General features: G+C 62.0%; 17 protein-coding genes. 9 read left to right on the top strand and 8 right to left on the bottom strand.

What is annotated here, in order from left to right; translation table 11 throughout:
* Position 1 precedes the first annotated feature (1 nt).
* Together JV18_RS0104820 and JV18_RS0104815 are read right to left on the bottom strand one after the other, a co-directional pair.
* Complete coding sequence (locus JV18_RS0104820; protein WP_033073627.1) at positions 2 to 1,498, bottom strand: carotenoid oxygenase family protein; 1,497 nt, start codon at positions 1,496 to 1,498, stop codon at positions 2 to 4.
* Positions 1,495 to 2,466 (bottom strand): NAD(P)H-dependent flavin oxidoreductase, encoded by a 972-nt coding sequence (locus JV18_RS0104815; protein ID WP_033073626.1) that lies wholly within the window; start codon positions 2,464 to 2,466, stop codon positions 1,495 to 1,497. The genes JV18_RS0104820 and JV18_RS0104815 overlap by 4 nt, the downstream gene beginning before the upstream one ends.
* A gap of 116 nt (positions 2,467 to 2,582) precedes the next feature.
* Here JV18_RS0104815 and JV18_RS0104810 point away from each other — a divergent pair, with 116 nt between their 5' ends.
* Positions 2,583 to 4,871 carry a TonB-dependent receptor gene (locus JV18_RS0104810; RefSeq protein WP_235302878.1) on the top strand — a complete coding sequence of 763 codons (2,289 nt, stop codon included), beginning with the start codon at positions 2,583 to 2,585 and terminating at the stop codon, positions 4,869 to 4,871.
* An 80-nt stretch (positions 4,872 to 4,951) separates the two neighbouring features.
* Positions 4,952 to 5,902, top strand: a complete 951-nt coding sequence (locus JV18_RS0104805) for a winged helix-turn-helix transcriptional regulator (protein WP_052071740.1) — start codon at positions 4,952 to 4,954, stop codon at positions 5,900 to 5,902.
* Here the strand turns inward: JV18_RS0104805 and JV18_RS0104800 are convergent.
* A complete protein-coding gene (locus tag JV18_RS0104800; protein WP_033074955.1) occupies positions 5,892 to 7,130 on the bottom strand; it encodes an MFS transporter in 1,239 nt (412 codons plus the stop codon). The genes JV18_RS0104805 and JV18_RS0104800 overlap by 11 nt on opposite strands.
* A gap of 231 nt (positions 7,131 to 7,361) precedes the next feature.
* On the opposite strand from JV18_RS0104800, the gene guaB reads away from it, so the two are divergent.
* Genes guaB through JV18_RS0104785 form a run of 3 tightly spaced genes read left to right on the top strand, consistent with a single transcriptional unit; the run spans position 7,362 to position 10,629 of the window.
* On the top strand, positions 7,362 to 8,819 hold the full coding sequence (gene guaB, locus JV18_RS0104795) for an IMP dehydrogenase (protein WP_033073624.1): 1,458 nt from the start codon (positions 7,362 to 7,364) through the stop codon (positions 8,817 to 8,819).
* A gap of 59 nt (positions 8,820 to 8,878) precedes the next feature.
* Positions 8,879 to 10,069 (top strand): RsmB/NOP family class I SAM-dependent RNA methyltransferase, encoded by a 1,191-nt coding sequence (locus tag JV18_RS0104790; protein ID WP_033073623.1) that lies wholly within the window; start codon positions 8,879 to 8,881, stop codon positions 10,067 to 10,069.
* A 32-nt stretch (positions 10,070 to 10,101) separates the two neighbouring features.
* Positions 10,102 to 10,629: a tetratricopeptide repeat protein gene (locus JV18_RS0104785; protein WP_033073622.1), complete on the top strand. Its 528-nt coding sequence runs from the start codon at positions 10,102 to 10,104 to the stop codon at positions 10,627 to 10,629.
* Positions 10,630 to 10,685: 56 nt separating this feature from the next.
* Here the strand turns inward: JV18_RS0104785 and JV18_RS0104780 are convergent, their stop codons facing one another.
* The 5 genes from JV18_RS0104780 to JV18_RS0104760 form a co-directional block, all read right to left on the bottom strand.
* Positions 10,686 to 11,936, bottom strand: coding sequence for an N-succinylarginine dihydrolase (locus tag JV18_RS0104780; RefSeq protein ID WP_033073621.1), 1,251 nt, complete (start codon positions 11,934 to 11,936; stop codon positions 10,686 to 10,688).
* 1 nt (position 11,937) lies between these two features.
* The gene (locus tag JV18_RS0104775) at positions 11,938 to 12,939 is read right to left on the bottom strand and encodes an arginine N-succinyltransferase (RefSeq protein ID WP_033073620.1); all 1,002 of its coding nucleotides are present in this window, start codon (positions 12,937 to 12,939) and stop codon (positions 11,938 to 11,940) included.
* Positions 12,936 to 14,144 carry a hydrolase gene (locus tag JV18_RS0104770; RefSeq protein WP_033073619.1) on the bottom strand — a complete coding sequence of 403 codons (1,209 nt, stop codon included), beginning with the start codon at positions 14,142 to 14,144 and terminating at the stop codon, positions 12,936 to 12,938. The genes JV18_RS0104775 and JV18_RS0104770 overlap by 4 nt, the downstream gene beginning before the upstream one ends.
* Before the next feature lie 83 nt (positions 14,145 to 14,227).
* A complete protein-coding gene (locus tag JV18_RS0104765; RefSeq protein WP_033073618.1) occupies positions 14,228 to 14,677 on the bottom strand; it encodes a GFA family protein in 450 nt (149 codons plus the stop codon).
* A 44-nt stretch (positions 14,678 to 14,721) separates the two neighbouring features.
* A complete protein-coding gene (locus JV18_RS0104760; RefSeq protein WP_033073617.1) occupies positions 14,722 to 15,039 on the bottom strand; it encodes a YciI family protein in 318 nt (105 codons plus the stop codon).
* A gap of 177 nt (positions 15,040 to 15,216) precedes the next feature.
* On the opposite strand from JV18_RS0104760, the gene JV18_RS14480 reads away from it, so the two are divergent.
* The 4 genes from JV18_RS14480 to JV18_RS0104740 all read left to right on the top strand — a co-directional run bounded on the left by JV18_RS14480 (position 15,217) and on the right by JV18_RS0104740 (position 20,818).
* Positions 15,217 to 15,741, top strand: a complete 525-nt coding sequence (locus JV18_RS14480; RefSeq protein WP_200879069.1) for a TetR/AcrR family transcriptional regulator — start codon at positions 15,217 to 15,219, stop codon at positions 15,739 to 15,741.
* Positions 15,742 to 15,817: 76 nt separating this feature from the next.
* Positions 15,818 to 17,008 carry a GGDEF domain-containing protein gene (locus JV18_RS0104750; protein ID WP_033073616.1) on the top strand — a complete coding sequence of 397 codons (1,191 nt, stop codon included), beginning with the start codon at positions 15,818 to 15,820 and terminating at the stop codon, positions 17,006 to 17,008.
* A gap of 536 nt (positions 17,009 to 17,544) precedes the next feature.
* Positions 17,545 to 19,659 (top strand): malate synthase G, encoded by a 2,115-nt coding sequence (locus JV18_RS0104745; RefSeq protein WP_033073615.1) that lies wholly within the window; start codon positions 17,545 to 17,547, stop codon positions 19,657 to 19,659.
* A 172-nt stretch (positions 19,660 to 19,831) separates the two neighbouring features.
* Positions 19,832 to 20,818 (top strand): magnesium transporter CorA family protein, encoded by a 987-nt coding sequence (locus JV18_RS0104740; protein WP_033073614.1) that lies wholly within the window; start codon positions 19,832 to 19,834, stop codon positions 20,816 to 20,818.
* Positions 20,819 to 20,877 lie beyond the last annotated feature (59 nt).

Raw genomic sequence — 20,877 nt, 5'->3', positions numbered from 1 at the left:
TTCAGCGCTCCAATATGGGGTTGGGGCCCATGCCGATGTCATCCCCATTGGCCCAGACCGAATGGGTGCCCGAACAGATGCGCTCGGGCAGAATGATCCGGCATACCGGGCCGGCCTCAATGTCCTTGGCGTCGATCAGCACGCATTCGGACTGGTCGCTTTCAAGGTCGGCGATGAAGGAGACGAGATAGCCGTCATCCTCGTCTTTCGCATTGATGCGCGGTGCAAAAGGGGCCTCGCTTCCAAAGCGGCCGGGTCCGAACTCATAGGATTGGCTCGTGCCATTTTTGAGATCATGCTTCACCAGCCCCCGGAACAGGAACCAGCCAGGCTCGGGGATTGCGCTATAAGCATAGCGATACGGCTTGCCCGCATATTGATGATTGATCATCCCGAATTCGAGGTCGCGCTCGTCCAGTCGCTCTTCGGTCGTCGTGCCGGTTTCCAGATTGAAGCGCCAGCGATGAAGCCGGGGTTTGAGCAATCCCTGGTCGAGATATGCCATCATCCGTTCCAGCCCTTCGGGGGCATTGGGATAGGATTTGGGCATCGGCTCTTCCTGATAATAGCCGTCGAGGATAATCTCATCATCCTCCTCCCATGCGTTGAGCCAGTGAAGCGTATAAGTGGGCTCGGCTTCGAACCAGCGAATATCCTCCGGCTTGCCCATGCGCGGAATAATCGCAAAGCGTGTTTTCTGGTCCGGATGGAATTGCACGACATGCAGATTGCGCTCGAGCAACTCTGGATTCCAATAAAGCGGCATGTCGTTGAGGATCACGAAATTTTTCGTAAACGCCATGTCATGCGGCAGGCGCGGGCCGGGCAGGGGGACCGGCATATAATGTTTCAGTCGGTTGTCGGCACCGACGACGCCATAATGCATAAAGGGGGCGTGCTTCGAATAGTTGAAGAACATCAGCTCGCCGGTGTCGGGATCGACTTTGCAATGTGCCGAAATGCCGTCGAGCGGCACCCAGCTTTCGGTGCCAAATTGCTCGAGCGTAAAGGGGTCGAGCCGATAGGCCTCGCCGCACTGGTAAAAGCTCGACAGGATGCGCCCCGCATGGATCGTCACATCGGTCGAGCTTGAATCCTTCAGCCACTCCTGCGCACCCCAGCCGTGGCGGGTCGACTTGTGGGGCGGTTCCATCAAACCTGCCCACAGGGACCGGCCTGCTTCCTTCTCGGCCTCGAATCCCTTGGTCCTCACAAAGCGGCTGCGATAGCTGGCCCGGCCGTTCTTGAACGATATGGCGTGAATAAAACCGTCGCCGTCAAACGGGTGATAACGGCCAATGGGTTCGTGAATTTGGTTTTCGCCGGTGCGGACATATACGCCGTCGATATCGTCCGGTATCGTGCCGATCACTTCGGCTTCGCCATTCGCAAACAGGGCATTCCATTCGTTGAAGGTCGGACGCCAGGCCCCCTTCATATAGGGATGGTCGTTGGGCTGGATCGTGGAGCGAATTGTTTCGACAAGTTCGGCGGTCATGCGATGACTCCTTTGGCGGGGGTAAAGCGCGGCCTCGCGACAGCCGCTTCATATTGGGAAACCAGACGATCGACGATCGCGGCAATCGGCTCGACGCCGCGCACCGCACCGACGCCTTGTCCGGCGGACCAGACATTTTTCCATGCCTTGGCATCGTCCTGCGCGTCGGCGAAATTGGGACGCTTGTCCTCGGGCATATTACCCGGATCATATCCCGCCGCGATCAGGCTGGATTTCAGCCAATTGGCGGTGACACCGGTAATGCCTTTCGACGGGACGATATCCTCCGCCCCGGCAGCAACAACCAAATCCTTATAACCAGGCGCCGCCATGCTTTCAGTGCAAGCGATCAAAGAGGTACCAAGATAAGCAAGATCGGCACCCAAAATCTCGGCTGCGCGTACGCCATGGCCCGTTGAGATGGCTCCGCCTAGTACGAGCGGCCCGTCCCAGAATTGCCGCACTTCCTCAACAAAAGCGAAACCCGCTGTTGCTCCGGTATGGCCGCCCGCGCCTGCCGCAACGAGTACCAGTCCATCGACACCCGCCGCCGCGGCCTTGCGCGCAAAGGCGACCGAATTGACATCGGCAAAGACGAGGCCGCCATAGGAATGAATTTCATCCACTACAGCCGCCGGGCTCCCCAGCGCCGTGATAACCAGCGGCACCTTGTGGCGCACCACGCAGGCAAGATCCTCCGCAAGCCTGCTGTTGGAGGGGTGGACGACCAGATTGACTGCCCAGGGCGCCGCGGCGGTATCCTGCGAGAGCGCGGCTTCAATCTGGCTCACCCAATTTTCCAGATCGTCAGATGTGCGCGCATTGGGCGCCGGAAAAGAGCCGATCATTCCTGCGCGGGAAGCAGCGATCACCATCTCCGGTCCCGAGACAAGAAACATTGGCGCGGCAATGGCCGGCAGCCGCAAATTGCGCGTCAGCGCAGGCGGAAGGGTGCTTTCTGGCACCATATTATCACTCTCCCAAATCTTACTTGCATAGTGATACTTAAAGCTCTTATGAGTCGCAAGGCAAGAAAAACATCACGGGCGGTGGTCGCCGAGATGATGTTGATCGGGAGAGCAATATGAAAATTCATCTTGGCATGCTGCTATCTGCCTCGGCGCTTGTCGCTCCAGCGACTGCGATCGCACAGGCTGCTCCATCCACCCAGGAACAAGGCGGGCTGCAGGAAATTATCGTCACCGCGCAAAAGAGAGCGGAAGGATTGTCCGACGTGCCAATCTCCATCTCCGCTGTCAGCGGAGAGCAGGTCGAAAATTACGGCCAGACCAATTTGGAACAGATCAGCTCCTCGGTTCCCAATCTCAAGATTACCCAGACGGCCATCGCCAACCGCATCGCGATTCGGGGCATTGCGTCAGGGGATAACAAGGGGTTTGAGCAATCGGTCGCGATGTTTGTCGATGGCGTTTATTATGGCCGCGATCAGCTATCGCGCTTGCCGCTGATCGATATGGAACGGGTCGAGGTTTTGCGCGGGCCGCAACCAACGCTCTTTGGGAAAAACGCGATTGCGGGTGCGGTCAACATCACCACTCGCAGCCCGACGGATGAGGTCGAAGGATCGATCAGCGGGCTATATGAATTCAATCATAAAGAGTTGATTTTGACAGGGGTTTTGTCCGGACCGCTAAGCGAAGGCCTGGAAGCCCGCGTGGTCGGCTATCACCGGTCGATGGACGGATATTTTTATAATCAGAAACTCGATCGCAATGAGCCCAATGTCGAGGAATATTATGCGCGCGGCAAACTGGAGTTTGATCGCGGCGGGCCATTCTCTGCAGAGCTCAAATTGGAATATGCCGACTTCGAAACCAAGGGACAGCCGCGCGACGTGTTTGGCGCCGTGGGCAATTATAAGGATGTTTTCCAGGGGCCCTTTTTTGTCAGCACCGACGCTGATTATGTGCGCGAGGATAATGGTTATGAAAGCCGCAATAAGGTATTCGGCGCTACGCTGAACAGCGAACTGGACATCGGAGAGCGCACGCTCACCTCCGTCACCGCGTTACTCGATTATAAAACGCGGGAAACGGTCGATGTCGATTTTTCGGGTGTCAGCTTTCTCGACGGCACAAATTTGCGCGAAGATTACCGGCAATTTTCGCAAGAACTGCGGCTCACTTCGCCGGGGGGCGAGGCGTTCGATTATATAGCGGGCGTTTATTATCAGCATGCAAAGCTGGATGTGCAGGATTTCACCTTGTTCAATCCGACTTTCCTGGCGCTTGGGCCCCCCTTCAACGCTTTGGGCGACACGCGCAATGACCGGGACTATAGCCAGACATCGGATCTGATTTCCGCCTTTGCGCAAGGCGAACTTTCGCTCACCGATCGGCTCCGCCTGACGGCGGGAGCGCGGTTCAACCATGAGAAGAAAAGCGGGCGCCGCGCGTTGGCGATTGTGCAAGGTCCGTTGAGCACCGCGCCGCGCCCTGTCGTCGAGGCGGTGTTTCGCGCCCTCAATATTGAAGAGCATGAGATTGCGGGCAAACTCAGCGAGGATAGTTTCAACCCGATGGTGAACGTCCAGTATGACGCGACCGACGATCTGATGCTCTATGCCTCCTATGCGCGCGGGACAAAGGCGGGTGGCTTTGACGTTCGGTCCAATTCGCTGCCGGATTCGACGACGGTTGCAAAGCCGGGCGAGTTCAAGTTCGACGATGAAAGCGCCGATAACATCGAAGCTGGGCTGAAATTCAAAAGCCGCAATATTGCTTTCAACCTGTCGGTTTATCGCACCAAATATAAGGATCTTCAGGTCAATATCTTTGATGGGACCTTGAACTTCAATGTGCGCAATGCGGCGGCGGCGCGTACCCAGGGCGTCGAGGCCGATTTCCGGGCCGCCCTTGCCCCAGGGCTGACGCTGGGCGGAGCGATTGCCTATCTCGATTTCGAGTTCACCAACTTTACCGATGGGCAATGCTATTATCAGCAGACGCCGGGTCCCGACGGCTTTTGCGACTATACCGGAAAGCGCAATGGCCTCACCCCGGAATGGTCAGGCAACCTTAATCTCGATTATGTCACCCCCGTAAGCGGCGACCTTAAGGCCGCTTTCAATCTCAATGCGGACTTCTCCTCCTCCTATATCGCGGCGGTCAATCTGGACCCGCGGACCAAGCAGGATGCCTATGCGAAGATAGGCGCACGCCTTGCGCTTGCGCATAGCGACAATCGCTGGGAAGTGGCATTGATCGGTCGTAACCTCACCAATCAGCGGATTCTTCAGACAAGCAGTTCGATGCCGCTTGCGACAACGATTACGCGCGGGGCAGGCAATGCCTATAATGGCATTATTGATCGTCCACGGACCATTGCATTGCAATTGACTGGCCGATTTTGATGGGTAGGGGGAGGGCGGCCTTGCTGTCCTCCCTTCGGCTGGTTTAGGGTCGGGAAAGCATCGCGGAGGATATCCCCACTTTGGACCAGCAACGCACCATAAGGGCCTGCTCCATCTGGCGTGCGCTCGATGTGATCGGCGACGTCCCGGTGCTGCTGATCATGGAACAATGTTTCCTGGGGGTGCATGCATTTGACGATTTCGTCGCGCGCACCGGCCTTGCTCGGTCGGTTGTCAACGGACGACTGAAAAAGCTGGTCGATGAAGATTGCCTGATGAAACGCCCCAAAAAGACAGGGCGAGGCTTTCACTATATGTTGACGCAAAAGGGGCGGGATCAATTCCCCAACGCTTTGACGATGCTTCGCTGGCAGCACCGGTGGGAAGCCGATAGCCGCGATTTCCAAGTGCGCTTGCGTCATGCCACATGCGGTCATGCGACCGAGCCGGTTCCTGTTTGTGCCCATTGTCGCGGTGAAATAGACCCGCGCGACGTAGACTGGCGCGAAGGTCCGGGTTTGGCGCGGATCGTCCCGACATATGAAAGGCGCCGCTTCAACGGCGTGGTAACAGCCCGCAGGCCCGGGGGGCGGCCACTGGTCGACGCGATGATTGAATTATTCGGCGACCGATGGGCCACTTTGGTGGTGCGGGCCATGTTTACCCATATCAACCGTTTCGATGATATTCAGCGCGATACGCTGATGGCGACCAACATATTGACGGGCCGTCTGGAGCGGCTGGTGAAGCAGGGCATTTTGCGGACGTCCCGCTATTCTGCTCACGCCGACCGGGTGGAATATCGGCTGACGGAAAAGGGGCGCGACCTTTACCCTGTTCTGCTGGCCTTGCTGCAATGGGGCGACCGATGGTTCGCCGATGATAGGGGCGCGCCACTGATATTGACGCATCGACCCTGCGGTCATGATCTGCGGATGCAGGTGACATGCAGCGAATGCAGCGGCGATCTGGACCTGTCGAACAGCGAGTTTGAAATCGAGGAGTTGGGCGCCAAAGCCCTTATGGCGTAACGCGCCCTTCGTCGCGGCGCGGCATGGGGGCGATATAACGAAGCAGAAAAGCCGTCAGCAGCAGCCATATGGCCGAACAGAAAAGAGCGTTCTGCAGACCGGCATAGTCGGCGATCATTCCCAACACCCAGGCCCCCAGCGCCATCGCGCCGAAGGTGACGGCTTGATAGATGGAAAGGCACCGGCCCAATATGTCTTCGGGCGAGCGCAATTGCATCGCGACATTGAGCGTGGTGAGGGTGGAGACCCATGCGCCCCCCGCAATAAAGGCGGCCACAAGCAAGGGCGGAAGAGAGTGTGTAACCGCGACCGGGAGCATGACGGCAGCGAACAGCATCGCGGCGACGGTCACCACCTTGTCGCTGCCCCAGCGGCGGCGCGCCTTTCCGATCCACAGGGCAGTGAAGATCGACCCCGCCCCGAATGCGGCGAGGCACAGCCCATAATCAATTTCCGTGCCGCCAAAACGGTCGCGAATGAGCGAGGGGAGAAGCGCCTGAAAGCCTGCCGCGCCCAAGCCGAAGGCAAAGCCGCGCAGCAGCACGCGGCGCACCGGGTCTGACTGCGCGCAAAAGCGCAGGCCCGCGCCGATAGCAGCGAGCATTGGCCGGCGCTGCGGCGGCCTCGTTTCGGGGCGCCAGCGCACCAGCACGATAATCAGCGCCACATAGCTGAGCGCATTGAAGGCAAAGCCTGTTTCGGGACCGGAAAGCGATATCAGGAGACCGCCCAGCGCGGGGCCGACACTGCGCGCAAGGTTGAAGGCGATGGTATTGAGCGCGATCGCCTGCGGCAAGTCGCGCGGGCCGACCTGCAGCCGCACCGATGCCTGCCATGCCGGGCCGTTGAGCGCGGTGCCGCAGCCGACGGCTAGGGTGAAGAAAAGCAGCAGCAGCGGCGTAATCGCGCCCATCCATGTGGTGATGGTAAGCGCGGCAGAGACGAGCAACATGCCCGTCTGCGCCGCCAACATTACCCGGCGGCGGTCGAAATTATCCGCGATGGCGCCCGCAAAGACGCCAAGCAGCATGATCGGGATGGTCGCACCCGCCTGCACCAGAGCGATCAGAAGATGCGACTGGGTGAGTTCGGTCATTAGCCAGGCCGCGCCGACGGACTGGATCATCGAACCCATGTTCGATGCCAGATTTGCCGTCCAGATGGCCCGAAAAGCCGGATAGTGAAAAGGCGCAAAGGCGCTTTGCGAAGAAGGAGCAGACCCGGTCACCTGGGAGGAGGTAGCGTCCCACAGAAAGAGCGGCAAGTTTCGCGGCTTGCGGTTGCACCTGACAGGGGCCGACCGGTGAAGGTTTCCGTTCGATGACAGAGTGAACGAAATAATCGTGCGCCTCCCACTGGCGCGCTTGCCCCCGACTGGTTACATGGGCCGCCACCAAGCGATTCGCGTGTGCCGCCTCTGACGCCGGGGCAGGCACCGTCTGCACCAGAAAGTGGCCTTATGGAAATCATCACCGGTTTGACCTTTGACGACGTTTTGCTCGTTCCGGGACCGTCGGACATGCTGCCGTCCGAAGCCCGGCTGACGACGCAGGTGACGCGCGACATCGCACTGAATATCCCGATCCTGTCGTCGGCGATGGATACGGTGACCGAAGCCGATATGGCGATTTTGATGGCTCAGATTGGCGGATTGGGCGTCCTGCACCGCAATTTGGATGTTGCCGAGCAGGCGGCAGCAGTCCGGCAGGTCAAGCGCTTTGAAAGCGGGATGATCGTCAACCCCATCACCATCGCGCCCGATGCACCGTTGTCCGAGGCCACAGCCCTGATGGCGCAGCATAATATTTCGGGCATTCCTGTGGTGGAGAAAGCGGGCAAGCTGGTGGGCATCGTGACGCACCGCGATGTGCGCTTTGCCGACAATCCCGGCCAGCCGGTGCGCGAACTGATGACGGCGGAAAATCTCGCCACTGTTCGTCCCGGCGTCGGGCAGGATGAGGCGCGCAAGCTGCTTCACCAACGGCGGATCGAAAAGCTGCTGGTCGTCGATGATGCGTATCGCTGCGTTGGCCTGATCACCGTCAAGGACATGGAAAAGGCGGTGAATTTCCCTGAAGCGACCAAGGACGAAAGCGGGCGGCTGCGCGTTGCCGCGGCGACCAATACCGGCGATTCCGGGGTGGAACGCGCCGAGGCGTTGCTGGAAGCAGAATGCGATCTGATCGTCGTCGATACCGCGCATGGCCATAGCAAGATGGTCGGCCAGACGGTCGAACGGATCAAGAAACTATCGAGCAAGGTGCAGGTGCTCGCCGGAAATGTCGCGACGGGCGATGCCACGCGCGCACTGATCGACGCGGGCGCCGACGGGGTGAAGGTCGGTATCGGTCCGGGGTCGATCTGCACCACGCGCGTCGTCGCGGGAGTTGGTGTGCCGCAATTGACGGCAATCCTGGACAGCGTTGCGGTTGCAGCGAAGGCCAATGTTCCCATTATTGCAGACGGCGGCCTGCGCACGTCGGGCGATCTGGCGAAGGCGCTGGCGGCGGGCGCGTCGTGCGTCATGGTGGGATCGCTGCTCGCCGGAACGGCCGAAGCGCCCGGCGAAACCTTCCTCTATCAGGGACGCACCTATAAAAGCTATCGCGGCATGGGGAGTGTCGGAGCCATGGCGCGCGGATCGGCGGACCGCTATTTCCAGCAGGATATCAAGGACCAGATGAAACTGGTGCCGGAAGGCATCGAAGGCCAGGTTCCGTTCAAGGGACCGGCCAAGGATGTGATCCATCAGCTGGTCGGCGGCGTGAAGGCGGCGATGGGATACACCGGCAGCCGCACGCTGAAAGATTTGCGTGAGCGCGCGAAATTTGTTCGCATCACCAATGCAGGCCTGCGCGAAAGCCATGTCCATGATGTGGCCATCACGCGCGAGGCGCCCAATTATCCTGCGGGCTGATTGTGCGCGGCGCATGACGGCCTCGGCGCCGCTGTGCCAGATGAAGGGAGCTGCGTGACATGACCCCCGCCGCGCGTGTGCAAACCGCCATCGAGATATTGGACGCTATTGCCGCCGCCGCGCGCGAGGGTGGGTCGTCGGCCGATCGGATCTTGTCGGAAGCGATGCGTCAGCGGCGCTATGCCGGGTCGAAGGATCGGCGGGCAATACGCGCGCTGGTTTATGATGCGATCCGCACCGTGCGCTCGGCGCCGCCTTCGGGCCGCGCGGCGATGCTGACGCTGGCCGATGAACAGCCTGATCTAGCGGCACTTTTCGATGGATCGCCCTATGGCCCCGCGCCGATTGAGGCAGGCGAAGCGCGTGGTGAAAGCGGGCTGGCGGCGCCCACGCTGGTGGCCTTGTTTGATCCGCTAATCGGCGATGAGGAAGCCGGGGCGATGCTGGCGCGCGCGCCGGTGGACTTGCGCGCCAATTGCATCAAGGCGCAGCAAGCCGATCTGGCTGCACATTTCCCGGATGGGGAAGCGATTGCCGGGGTGGCGGACGGGTGGCGGCTGCCGCCTGAAAGCGCGGCGGTGCAGCATCCGGCTTATGCGGATGGCCAGTTTGAGGTGCAGGATGCCGCCAGCCAATATGCAGCGGCGGCATTGGACGCGGCGCCTGCTATGCGTATCGTCGATTTGTGTGCGGGGGGCGGCGGCAAGGCGCTTGCGCTGGCATCCCTTACCGGCGACCGGAGCGAGATATTGGCGTGCGACATCAATCGCGCGCGTTTGCAGCAATTGGCGCCGCGTGCCGAGCGGGCCGGGGTGACATCCATTACGACACGGCTGCTCAATCCGGGGCAGGAAGCTGATATGCTGGCCGACTGGCGCGGGCATGCCGCCCGGGTCTTTGTCGATGCGCCCTGTTCGGGCAGCGGCACCTGGCGGCGCAGTCCCGAACTGCGCTGGCGCCTCACTCCTTCACGGCTCGACAAGCATGTCGCCGATCAGGCACGGCTGATGGATATCGGCGCGGAGATGGTGGCGCCGGGCGGAAAACTTCTTTATGCTGTTTGCTCGGTCATAGCGCGCGAGGGGCGGGCACAGGTGGATGATTTTCTCAATCGGCATCCGGGCTGGACGGTGGATGACAATGTCTTGCCGCCGGGTATAGGGCGGTCCGCCGGAGCGGGCTTTCTGCTAACCCCCGCGCATGACGGATGCGACGGCTTTTTCCTCGCACGGCTTGCTGCCCCATGTTAGGCAGGGGGGCAATGAACCGATGGGAGAATGTGATGCGCGTCAGTTTCCTGGCCCTTGGCGCGGGTCTGATTTTGGCCAGCCTGCCAACCAGTTCGGAGGCGCAGCGCGCCGATAACGATATTTTGCCGCGCTCGGTCGCGCTGCAAAATGCCGGAGAGGCAGTGCAGCAGGCAGGCGAATTGAACAGCGCGATAGATTATTATGAATCGGCGCTGGTCGCCGATCCGCGCAACCGCTCGGCGATTATCGCGCTGGCGCAGGTTGCGCGCGCGCAAGGGCTGCCCGGCAAGGCGATCAGCCTTTATCGTGAGGCGCTGGCGCTTGATCCCAATGATCTGGTTGCGCTGACCGGGCAGGGCGAAGCACTTGCGGAGAAGGGCGCGCTCGAACTGGCGCGCGAAAAGCTGGCTGAGGCCGAGCGTGTCTGTTCAGGGCAATGCCCGCAGGTCGCGGCGCTGGAAAAGGCGATTGCGACGAACAGCGAAAAGCGGGTGGTGGCAGCGGAGGCCGTGCCGCCCAAAACGGTCGGCAATGCGGAGCCGATGAGCCAGCAGAACTAACGGACTGAACATTGGGGGTCGAGGGCAGAGAAGTCCGCCTCCGGCCGTCCCTTTCCTTATCCCAATTCGCCGAGATCGAGCGCCTCTAATAGTGCCATCCGGGCGCGACGGACGTCGGCGGTGAGCGCGGGATCGCCGAGCATGTCGGGCGCTATGCTTTCGGGCCAATGGCGCCGCACCACATCGGCGATGCGGTCGAGCTTGGCTTCATCGGCGACAAAGCGCGGGTCGACGGTGGCGGGATCGGCCACGACGCGCAATCGCAGACAGGCGGGGCCGCCGCCATTGGCCATCGACTGGCGCACATCAACGGGGAAGAGCTGCCGGATCGGGCCGTTGCCCGCGACATGCGCCTCCAGCCACTTCCAGACAGATGGTGTATCGCGCGCCTCGGTCGGCAGGATCAGGCCCATGCCGCCGTCATCGGGCAGGCTGACAAGCTGGGCGTTGAAGAGATAGGATTTGATCGCATCGGCAAGGCTGACCGCGCTTTCGGGGACTTCGACGATTTCGACCGCGGGAAAGGCTCGCCGGATCGCGTCATGCGCGGCATCCCGCTCGTAAAAAGCGGTTTCATGAGTGAACAGCACATGTTCATTGGCGACCGCAACAACGTCATTGTGAAAGGCACCGCCCTGAATCGCAGTGTCGGACTGACGCAGGAACAACGTGCGCGCGGGATCGAGCCGGTGATGGCGGGCGATCGCCTTCGAGGCGTCGAGATGCTGGCGCGCCGGGAAGCGGCCGCCGCCGACGCCATAGACGAAAATCTCGACCCCCGCTTCATCATGGCGCGAACAGAGGCGCATATGATTGGCCGCGCCCTCGTCGCCAAAAGGCGCGGGGACAGGAGCGTGCACGGCGAATTGCGGGCCGGAAAAGGCGAGGCGAAGCTGCGCCAGCGTTCCCTGCCATTCATGGCTGCGGTGCGGCATGGTAACGAGGTTGGCGACGGTCAGATGGCAAAGCCCATCGGCGGTATCGGCAGCGGGGGACACGGTTGCGGCATTGGCCGCCCACATGGACGAAGCCGACCAGGCCTGCGCGCGCAAATGCGGCTCGGCATCGTTGAGCGAGGTGCCGAGGCTTTCGAGCCAGCGGGCATCGGGGCGGTCGAGCGGCACGAAAAACCCCTGCGGCAGACCAAGCGCCAGATTGTGGCGCATCTTCTCTATGCCTTGCAGCGCTGCGGCGCGTGGGGCGGAGGCGTCGCCTGCATTGCTGGCCGAGGCGATATTACCCCGGCTGAGTCCCGCATAATTATGGGTCGGGCCGATGATCCCGTCGAAATTAATCTCTGTCTGCATGTCAGCGCCCGATCCAGCTAAATTCATCACCCTTTTTCAGCCCCAATATCTCGGCGCTGGCGGCATCGAGCGTCGCCTCGCCCTTCACTTTGCCAAAGCAGCAACGGAAATCGGCGAGGCGCCCAGTGGCGACCAGCGCATCCTCGCCATCCTTGGCAGTGCCCGCAAGCGCGACATGGCGTGCATCGCGCACGCTCGCAACCTGGTCGGTGCGCGCCGTCATCGTGGGGCCGCCGTCGAAAATGTCGATGTAATTTTCAAAGGCAAAGCCTTCATTTTCGAGCATCCGCATCGCGGCGCGACCGCTGGGGTGGGGGACGCCGATGACGCTGCGCGCGTTTTCGGGCAGCATCGCGATATAGACGGGATGTTTGGGCATCATGTCGGCGATAAATTGATTGCCATGGACGGCATTGAACTGGTCGGCTTCCTGAAAGCTCATCCCGAAAAATTTGCCCGCGACCCCGTCCCAGAAGGGCGAGCCGCCCGCTTCGTCGATGACCCCGCGCAGCTCGGCGAGCAGACGGTCGGCGAAACGGGCGCGGTGGCGCGCGATGAACAGATAGCGCGACCGGGCAAGCAGCAGGCCCAGCCCGCCCGCGCGCGCCGCGGGGTGAAGAAAGAGACCGCCGACCTCGCTCGATCCGTTGAGATCATTGCTGAGGATCAGTGTCTGGGCATGAAAGGTCCGCCCAAGCTGTTCGCTATGCTGGCTTTCGGTGCTGATGCGATAGGAATAAAAGGGCCAGCGCTGGCCGATCTGCCCGAAAATCTGGCAGGTGCCGCGCACTTCGCCGCTGTCGAGATCTTCGAGCACGAGCAGATAAAGCTCGTCAGAGGGATATTCCTTGTCGCTCGCAAATCCGGCCTCGGCGCGTTCGAGCTTGGTCCGCAGCGCCTTTTTGTCGGGGGGGAGGTTGGTGAAGCCGCCGCCCGTCAGCTTCGCCATTTCGTAAATGCTTTGCAGATCGCCTGGCTTGGCCGCCCGGATCACATAATTCACACAGTCCCCCGTTCTGCTAGTTGCAGGATAGTGAGCGCCGACAATTTCGCGCGTTCGGCGAGGCTGTCGACGATCAGAAATTCGTCCGGTGAATGAATGGCGCCGCCGCGCGGGCCCATGGTGTCGACGACGGGAATGCCGCAGGCGGCGATATTATTGCCGTCGCACACCCCGCCGGTTGCATTCCAGCCGATCTGGAGGCCGAGCGCGGCTCCGCAGTCGCGTACCAGCGTGAAGAGGCGGGAAGCCGCTTCATCGAGCGGCTTGGGCGGGCGGTTGAAGCCGCCGTGGAGGTGGCAGTGGACGTCGTGGTCGCGCTGGATGTTGGCAATAGTGTCACGCAGCATCACTTCGGCTCTCGCCATTGCCTCGGGCGTGGAGGGGCGCATGTTGACGCGCAAAATGGCTTGGTCGGGCACGACATTATTGGGCCCGCCGCCGTCAATTTTTGCAGGATTAACCTTTAATTCCAGTGATTTCATGGCATTGAGGCGCAGCGCGAGATCGGCGGCGGCGACAAGGGCGTTGCGCCCCTCTTCCGGGTTGCGTCCGGCATGGGCGGACAGGCCATGAATCGTGATGCTGAAGTTGCCGCTTCCCGGACGTGCGCCCGCCAATGTTCCATCGGGAAGCGCGGGTTCATAGGTGAGCGCGGCCATTTTCCCCTTGGCAAGTTCGGCGATCAGCGCGGCGGAGGCGTGGCTTCCCGTTTCCTCGTCGCTGTTGATCATCACATCATAGCCGATGCGCGGGGCGAGCGGCGATGTTTCGATCGCCGACAGGGCAGCGAGGATCACCGACAGCCCGCCCTTCATGTCGGCGGTACCGGGGCCGTTCAGCACGCCTTCCTCGCGCCATGTCAGCGTCTGAAAGGGGTGATCGGCAGGAAAAACCGTGTCCATATGGCCGGTGAAGAGCAGTTGCACCGGCGCGTCGGGGCGCACCGACAGATGCAGATGCTCGCCGCGCTGGCTGGTCTGCACCTGTCCTGCCGCATCGACACTTTCCACCGGATCTGGCGCGACTAGCCGCACTTCGCCGGGCAGCGCCGAAAAGGCATCGGCGAGCGTCGCCGCCATGATTTTCAGCCCGGCCAAATTGGTCGTCCCGCTGTTAATCGCGGCCCATTGTTCAACCTGTGCAAGCATCGGCGCGGCGGCGGCGCGGTCGAGAACGGCGCTATCCTGGGGGGTGAGCGAAAACATGACAAGGCTATAGCGACCCGCGCGATGCTTTTGCACCCCCTGCTTGCGTCCTGTCGCCTCCGCCTTGCGACCGCGCCGTAGCGTCAGTCCGGTGCCGCGCCGCCGATCATCTCGGCCACCGCGCTCTCCTCCGGCATATGGGCGAAACAGGGGAGGGCGGGGTCCATCGCGTCCCAGGCGGGCGCGCGGCTGGCGTAGACGATCATCTGCGGGGTGACCGCGCCGGGATCGTCGAGGCTGGAAGCGCGCAGCGCTAGCAGGGCGGGCATCGCCGAATTGCGCGACAGAATGGGCGACCCGCAATCGGCGCAAAAGCCACGGCTGACGATATGGCGGCTGTCGGCGGGATGGTCATAGAAGCGCGGTTCGCCTGTCATTTCAAACCCTTCCTCGGGGATGAGGATATGGGTGGAATGGCCGGTGCCGCTGCTCTTGCGGCAGTCGATGCAATGGCAATGGCCGACGACAAGCGGCACGGCGGGGGTCGAATAGCGAATCTGCCCGCACAGGCAGGCTCCGGACAATCCGGTCATGGCGCGATCCTTTCCAAAAGGGGAGTGACAGGCGAAGGCCGCTTTTACATCGGCATGTCGAGCGCGGGCGCGACCTCTATGGTGCCGCCGATGGCGATATGCGGCGAACGCTGCGCCATGGCGGTGGCGGCGTCCAGGTCGGCGGCTTCGATGACCGTGAAGCCCGCCAGCGGATTGGCACCGCCATCCGCGCTCACCCCGGCCGCCGAGACGGTGCAGGATTTGCCGAGCGGCAGACCGGGGTCGATGACCGCACCGCCAAGGCTGGCCATCCATGCCTTCCAATTTTCCATATGCGCCCGGCCTTCTTCGGGCGAAAGGCCCTGCGGTCCGCCATGATAAGCGAAGACGAATTTCGGCATAAATCCTCCGTTGCTGCGATGACGGAAGCGGACGCTAGGCGGCATTTTTATATGTTAAAGAACATATGTTGGACGCTGGCATAAGGGGCGTCCACGGCGGCGAGGAGAAGCGAAATGCCCTATGGAGCCGAGCATAAGGCCGCGACGCGGGCGCGGATCGTCTAGGCGGCGCGCATATTGTTCAACCGCCATGGCTTCGACCGGGTAACGATCGACCAGATCATGGCCGAGGCGGGGCTGACGCGCGGCGGTTTTTACAATCATTTCCGTAACAAGGAGCAGCTTTATGCCGAGGCGGTGGCCAGTTTCCTGATGGGGCGCGGCGCGATCTGGCGGACCGAAGCCGGAGTGGAAGGCGAAACCCCCGCACCGCAGATCGCCGTACAAATGATCGAAAGCTATTTGTCCGACCGTCATCTGGGCGACCTTGATGGTCAATGTCCGATGATCGCGCTGTCGTCCGATGTGGCGCGCGCCCATGCAGAGGTCGGCGAAGCTTATCAGATGCTGCTCGATGCGATGGTGGGCCTGTTCGAACAATGCCTTGCTGACCGGGGGGAGGGCGCGCGGCGGGAGGCGCTGTCGCTCGCTCTTTTATGCGTCGGCGGGATGATTCTGGCGCGCAGCTTGCCGCAATCGGCGCTGGCGGCAGAAATTCGCGGCGCGGCGCAGGAGGAGGCCTTGCGGCGGTTGAAAGGCTGACCGCGCCGTATTTTTCACCCTGTTAACCCGACTTTCGCTTTCGGATGGCACAAGGGCGCAAAGAAAAGTGGGGTCGATGACAGCAGCCTTCATCCTGGGCATCAACATGTTTATCGCGGGGATTTTCGCGGTGGCCTTTGCCGTGGTCGCTGCGTCCAATCCCAAGGCGACGGGCGCGCGCTGGATCGCGGCCGGCTATTCGCTGGGCATCCTTGATATTGCGCTCGAATATATCCTGCCGATGCAGGCCGATCCGGTGCCGGTCGGCGCCGCGATTTTCCTGACCTATATGATGGCGATCAGCCTGTGCGTGATCGGCGTTGCGCGCCATTTCCAGTTTGCGCCGCCCTGGCGTGCGATGGGCGCGATCTGGGCCTGGGCACTGGCGACGACGCCGCTGATTTTCACTCTGGCCTATTCCTCGCCCTGGCGGGTCGCGCTTTATCATCTGCCCTATTTCGCTCTGCATATGATGCTGGTCATACAGATATTGCGCGTGCGGCATTTGCAGCGGCTGGATTATCTGCTGGCGGGGATCGTCACCGTCTCCGCCCTGCTGCATGTGTCGCGCCCCTTCATCGCGTGGCAGGTCGGGACGGCGGACAGCGCGCAAGCCTATATGACCACGCAATATGCCGCCATTTCGCAGAGCATCGGCGCAGGCATGCTGGTGGCGCAGGCGCTCGTCATGCTGCTGGTGATGATGCGCGACCGCACGGCGGAGATTATGACGCGATCCGAAACCGATCCGCTGTCGGGCCTGCTTAACCGGCGCGGGTTCAACGACCGGGCCGAGGAAGCGGTCGCCAAAGCCCATGCCAAGCGGCGCGCGGTGGTGCTGGTCGCCGCCGACCTCGATCATTTCAAGACGATCAACGATAGTTTCGGCCACCCGGCGGGCGATGCGGTGATTGCCCATTTCGCGCAGATATTGCGCGATGCCGCGCCTGAAAAGGCGCTGGTCAGTCGGCCGGGCGGCGAGGAATTTGCGGTGCTATTGCTCGATGTCCATCTGGGCGATGCGCGAATTTATGCCGATGAGGCGCGGCGCCGGCTGGTGGGGGCCGACCTGAGCGACATGGGGATCGACCGGCCCGTCTCTGCTTCTTTTGGCGTGGCGCAAATGACGCCGGGTGAAGATTTCTTCACGCTGTGGCGGCGCACCGATGCCGCGCTCTATCGCGCCAAAAGCGGTGGGCGCAACCGCGTCAGCCTAGCGCTGGGCGAATTGCCCGGTGGGCCTTCGGTGAAGACAGCGGCGAGCTAGGGCGCGCGACTGGCGCCATTAGCCTCGGCCTGTCCCTTTCCTGTCTGTGATGGTCATTGCGAGATCGGCGCTGGGGATTGCTTCGTCGCCCGGCTTTGCCGGGCTCCTCGCAATGACGGGGATAAGCGTTTTGCCTCGCACGAGGCCCCAAAGAAGACCTCATCGGCGCTCTTTTTGACTCACACAAAGACACAAAGGCACAAAGAAGCAGATCGGGCCGTCAGGCCCCTTTCCTCCTTTTTCGATGGGGCAGGCCGATGCCTTGCAGGAAAAATGCCGCGTCGCGGCGTGGAGCCTCTTTGTGCCTTTGTGTCTTTGTGTGAGAAATATATGGAATAGCGCTGGCGGACGGCAGAGGCTTATGCGCGCGGGGTGTCTCGACTTCGCTCGACACGAGCGGGGAGCGGGGAGGGGGCAGGGGTAGGTCCCTTTTGCGTGCCGGGCGGTTGCCAAGCGGGCGGAGACGCGGCATAGGCAGGTGGCCCTTTCCTCCCCGGGTCCAATAGCGCGATATGCGCCGACCAAAGGGTATTTGCATGACTGACTTCCTCGACCGCCACGGCTTGTCCATCGATTCGCGCCTTGTCGCCTTTATCGAGGAAAAGGCGATTCCGGGCACCGGGGTCGATACCGATCGTTTCTGGGCCGATTTCGCCGCGCTGATGGGGCGTTTCGCGCCCGAAAATGCGGCCTTGCTGGCGAAGCGGGCGGATCTGCAGGCGAAAATCGACGCCTGGCATGAGGCGCGCGCCGGGCAGGCGATTGATGCCGAGGCCTATCAGCAATTTCTGCGCGAGATCGGCTATCTGGTGCCCGAACCTGCGCCCTTCACGGTGGGGACCGACAATGTCGATCCCGAAATTGCGACCATGGCGGGGCCGCAGCTGGTGGTGCCGGCGCTGAATGCGCGCTTTGCGCTCAATGCGGCCAATGCGCGCTGGGGCAGCCTGTATGATGCTTTTTACGGCACCGATGCGCTCGACGCGCCGCCGGCGAAGCCCGGCGGCTATGATGCGCAGCGCGGCGCGGCGGTGATTGCGCGCGCCAAGGCGTTTCTGGACGAAGCGGTGCCGCTGGCGGCGGGCAAATGGGCGGACTGGCAGGGCGGGGAGTTGGCGCTGGCCGACCCTTCGCAGCTTTTCGGGCGCCGGGAGGGTGGGCTGCTGTTCCGCCACAATGGCCTGCATATCGAACTGGTAATCGACCGCGATCACCCCATTGGCAAGACCGACCCGGCGGGCATCGCCGATGTCGTGCTGGAAGCCGCGTTGACGACGATCATCGATCTGGAGGACAGCGTTGCCGCGGTTGATGGCGAGGACAAGCTGCTCGGCTATTCCAACTGGCTGGGGCTGATGCGCGGCGATCTTGTCGAAAGCTTCGACAAGAGTGGCCAGACGGTCACACGGCGCATGGCAGCGGACCGCGAATGGACCGCGCCCGATGGAGCGCCCTTTACCCTGCACGGGCGCAGCGTGATGTTCGTTCGCAATGTCGGCCATCTGATGACGACGCCGATGGTGCGGCTCGCCGATGGATCGGAAGCACCCGAAGGGCTTTGCGATGCGGTGTTTACCAGCCTGTGTTCGCTGCATGACATCAAGCGGCTGGGGGTGCTGGCGAACAGCCGCGCCGGCAGCATCTATATTGTGAAGCCCAAGCAGCATGGGCCGGAAGAATGCGCCTTTACCGACCGCTTGTTCGACGCGGTCGAGGATATGCTGGGCCTCTCCCGTCACACGATCAAGGTCGGGGTGATGGACGAGGAACGGCGCACCAGCGCGAACCTGGCCGCGTGCATCGAGGCGGTGAAGGACCGCATCGTCTTTATCAACACCGGCTTCCTCGACCGCACTGGCGACGAGATCCATACGTCGATGCGCGCGGGGCCGATGATCCCCAAGGGCGAGATGAAGGCGAGCGACTGGATCGCCGCCTATGAGGACCGCAACGTCCGCATCGGCCTCGCCTGCGGATTGTCGGGCAAGGCGCAGATCGGCAAGGGCATGTGGGCGATGCCCGACATGATGAAGGCGATGCTGGAGGCGAAGATCGGCCATCCGAAATCGGGTGCGAACACCGCCTGGGTGCCCTCGCCCACCGCCGCGACGCTGCACGCGTTGCACTATCATCAGGTCGATGTGTTCGCGCGGCAAAAGGAGATTGCGGGCGAGGCGGTGCCGGGGCTGGACCGGCTGCTCGCGATTCCGGTGGCGCCGGGACGCAACTGGAGCGAGGCGGAAATCGCCCGCGAACTCGACAATAATTGCCAGGGCATTTTGGGCTATGTCGTGCGCTGGATCGATCAGGGGGTCGGCTGTTCGAAGGTTCCTGACATTGACGATGTCGGCTTGATGGAAGACCGTGCGACCTTGCGTATTTCGAGCCAGGCGCTCGCCAACTGGCTGCTCCACGGCGTGTGCACCGCCGAGCAGGTCGATGCCGCGCTCGCGCGCATGGCGGCCAAGGTCGATGCGCAAAATGGGGGCGATCCCCTCTATGAAAAGCTGACGCCCGATGGTGTGGCTTATCAGGCGGCGCGGGCGCTGATCTTTGAAGGGACGGCGCAGCCTTCGGGCTATACCGAGCCCTTGCTTCACGCCTATCGGCTGAAGAAGAAGGCGGCGACGAAGGGCGGCGGCACGAATTGACAGCGGATTCGGGCCGGCGCATACGGCCCGCTGAATGGAGCGGCGGGCCGTCGCGGAAACACGCATAGCGGTGGGGACGGCGCCCCCGGCATTGGCGTAGCTTCCCGGCCTGTCCCAACAATCTGCCGACCCCGCGCCGAAGTCGGTCTGTGCCTGCCGTCAGGAGGAAAATATGCTGACCGCCTTCGCTCGCCAGAATGGCCATCTTGTCCGCGTGGATGCCGCCCAGCTGGACCAGCCTGCGTCGGGGAGTGATATTTTATGGGCCGACATCGTCCATCCCGATTCGGACGATGCCGAGCGCGCCGCCACGCTGTTCGGCCTGTCGATTCCGACCTTGCAGGAAATGGAGGAAATCGAACCGTCGGCGCGCCTGTATGAGGAAGATGGCGCGCGGGTCATGACCGTGCCGATCGTGGTCGGGCTGAACAGCGATGCGCCGCGCCTGGCCCCCGTCACCTTTTTGCTGACGCCGCAGCATCTTCTGACCGTGCGCCACGCCCAGTCGATTTCCTTTGACCAGGTGATCGCGCGCCGGACCCGCGATGAAGATCGCCCAGGCCCCGAAACGCTGATGTTCGACCTGCTGGAAGCCATTGTCGACCGGGTAGCCGATACGCTGGAGCGCACAGCGGGGCATTGCGACATATTGTCGCGGCAGGTTTTCGCCCGGAAAAACCCGGCCGGGGATGATGTGTCGGCGGCCTCGCGCGATCTGGAAGCGGTGCTGAGCGAGATCGGGCGCGACGGCGATTTGCTGATGCGTCTGCGCGAATCGCTTGTCGGGCTGGAACGGATGCTTTCCTATCACAGCGCGCGCAATGCCGGGGTCAAGCGGGAGGCGGTGGGGCGGCTGAAAACGATCCAGCGCGACGTTCGCGCGCTGACCGATCAGGCCGGTTTTCTGTCGAGCAACATCAACTTTCTGCTCGACGCGACCTTGGGGCTGATCAACCTCCAGCAGAATCAGATCATCAAATTATTCACCGTCGCCGCCGTTGCCTTCATGCCCCCGACGCTAGTGGCGTCCATTTACGGCATGAATTTCGAGGTGATGCCCGAACTGAGCTGGACTTATGGTTATCCGCTCGCCGTGGGGGCGATGGTCGTTTCTGCGGTGCTGCCGCTCGCCTATTTTCGCAAGCGCGGCTGGCTCTAGCGCGCAGGCGCGATATCAGGGTTCCAATAGCTGGGGAGTGTCCTCCCGCCTTTGATCGG

The organism is Sphingopyxis sp. MWB1, assembly GCF_000763945.1.
In the GTDB taxonomy this organism is placed as follows: Bacteria; Pseudomonadota; Alphaproteobacteria; order Sphingomonadales; family Sphingomonadaceae; genus Sphingopyxis.
The sequence above is the reverse complement of the archived record's forward strand: the minus strand, read 5'-3'. Positions and strand labels throughout refer to the sequence as shown.

Coding starts and splice junctions, on each gene's coding strand:
- JV18_RS0104820 (WP_033073627.1), bottom strand. CDS start 1,498: ATGACCGCCGAACTTGTCGAAACAATTCGCTCCACGATCCAGCCCAAC.
- JV18_RS0104815 (WP_033073626.1), bottom strand. CDS start 2,466: ATGGTGCCAGAAAGCACCCTTCCGCCTGCGCTGACGCGCAATTTGCGG.
- JV18_RS0104810 (WP_235302878.1), top strand. CDS start 2,583: ATGAAAATTCATCTTGGCATGCTGCTATCTGCCTCGGCGCTTGTCGCT.
- guaB (WP_033073624.1), top strand. CDS start 7,362: ATGGAAATCATCACCGGTTTGACCTTTGACGACGTTTTGCTCGTTCCG.
- JV18_RS0104790 (WP_033073623.1), top strand. CDS start 8,879: ATGACCCCCGCCGCGCGTGTGCAAACCGCCATCGAGATATTGGACGCT.
- JV18_RS0104785 (WP_033073622.1), top strand. CDS start 10,102: ATGCGCGTCAGTTTCCTGGCCCTTGGCGCGGGTCTGATTTTGGCCAGC.
- JV18_RS0104780 (WP_033073621.1), bottom strand. CDS start 11,936: ATGCAGACAGAGATTAATTTCGACGGGATCATCGGCCCGACCCATAAT.
- JV18_RS0104770 (WP_033073619.1), bottom strand. CDS start 14,144: ATGTTTTCGCTCACCCCCCAGGATAGCGCCGTTCTCGACCGCGCCGCC.
- JV18_RS0104765 (WP_033073618.1), bottom strand. CDS start 14,677: ATGACCGGATTGTCCGGAGCCTGCCTGTGCGGGCAGATTCGCTATTCG.
- JV18_RS0104760 (WP_033073617.1), bottom strand. CDS start 15,039: ATGCCGAAATTCGTCTTCGCTTATCATGGCGGACCGCAGGGCCTTTCG.
- JV18_RS0104750 (WP_033073616.1), top strand. CDS start 15,818: ATGACAGCAGCCTTCATCCTGGGCATCAACATGTTTATCGCGGGGATT.
- JV18_RS0104745 (WP_033073615.1), top strand. CDS start 17,545: ATGACTGACTTCCTCGACCGCCACGGCTTGTCCATCGATTCGCGCCTT.
- JV18_RS0104740 (WP_033073614.1), top strand. CDS start 19,832: ATGCTGACCGCCTTCGCTCGCCAGAATGGCCATCTTGTCCGCGTGGAT.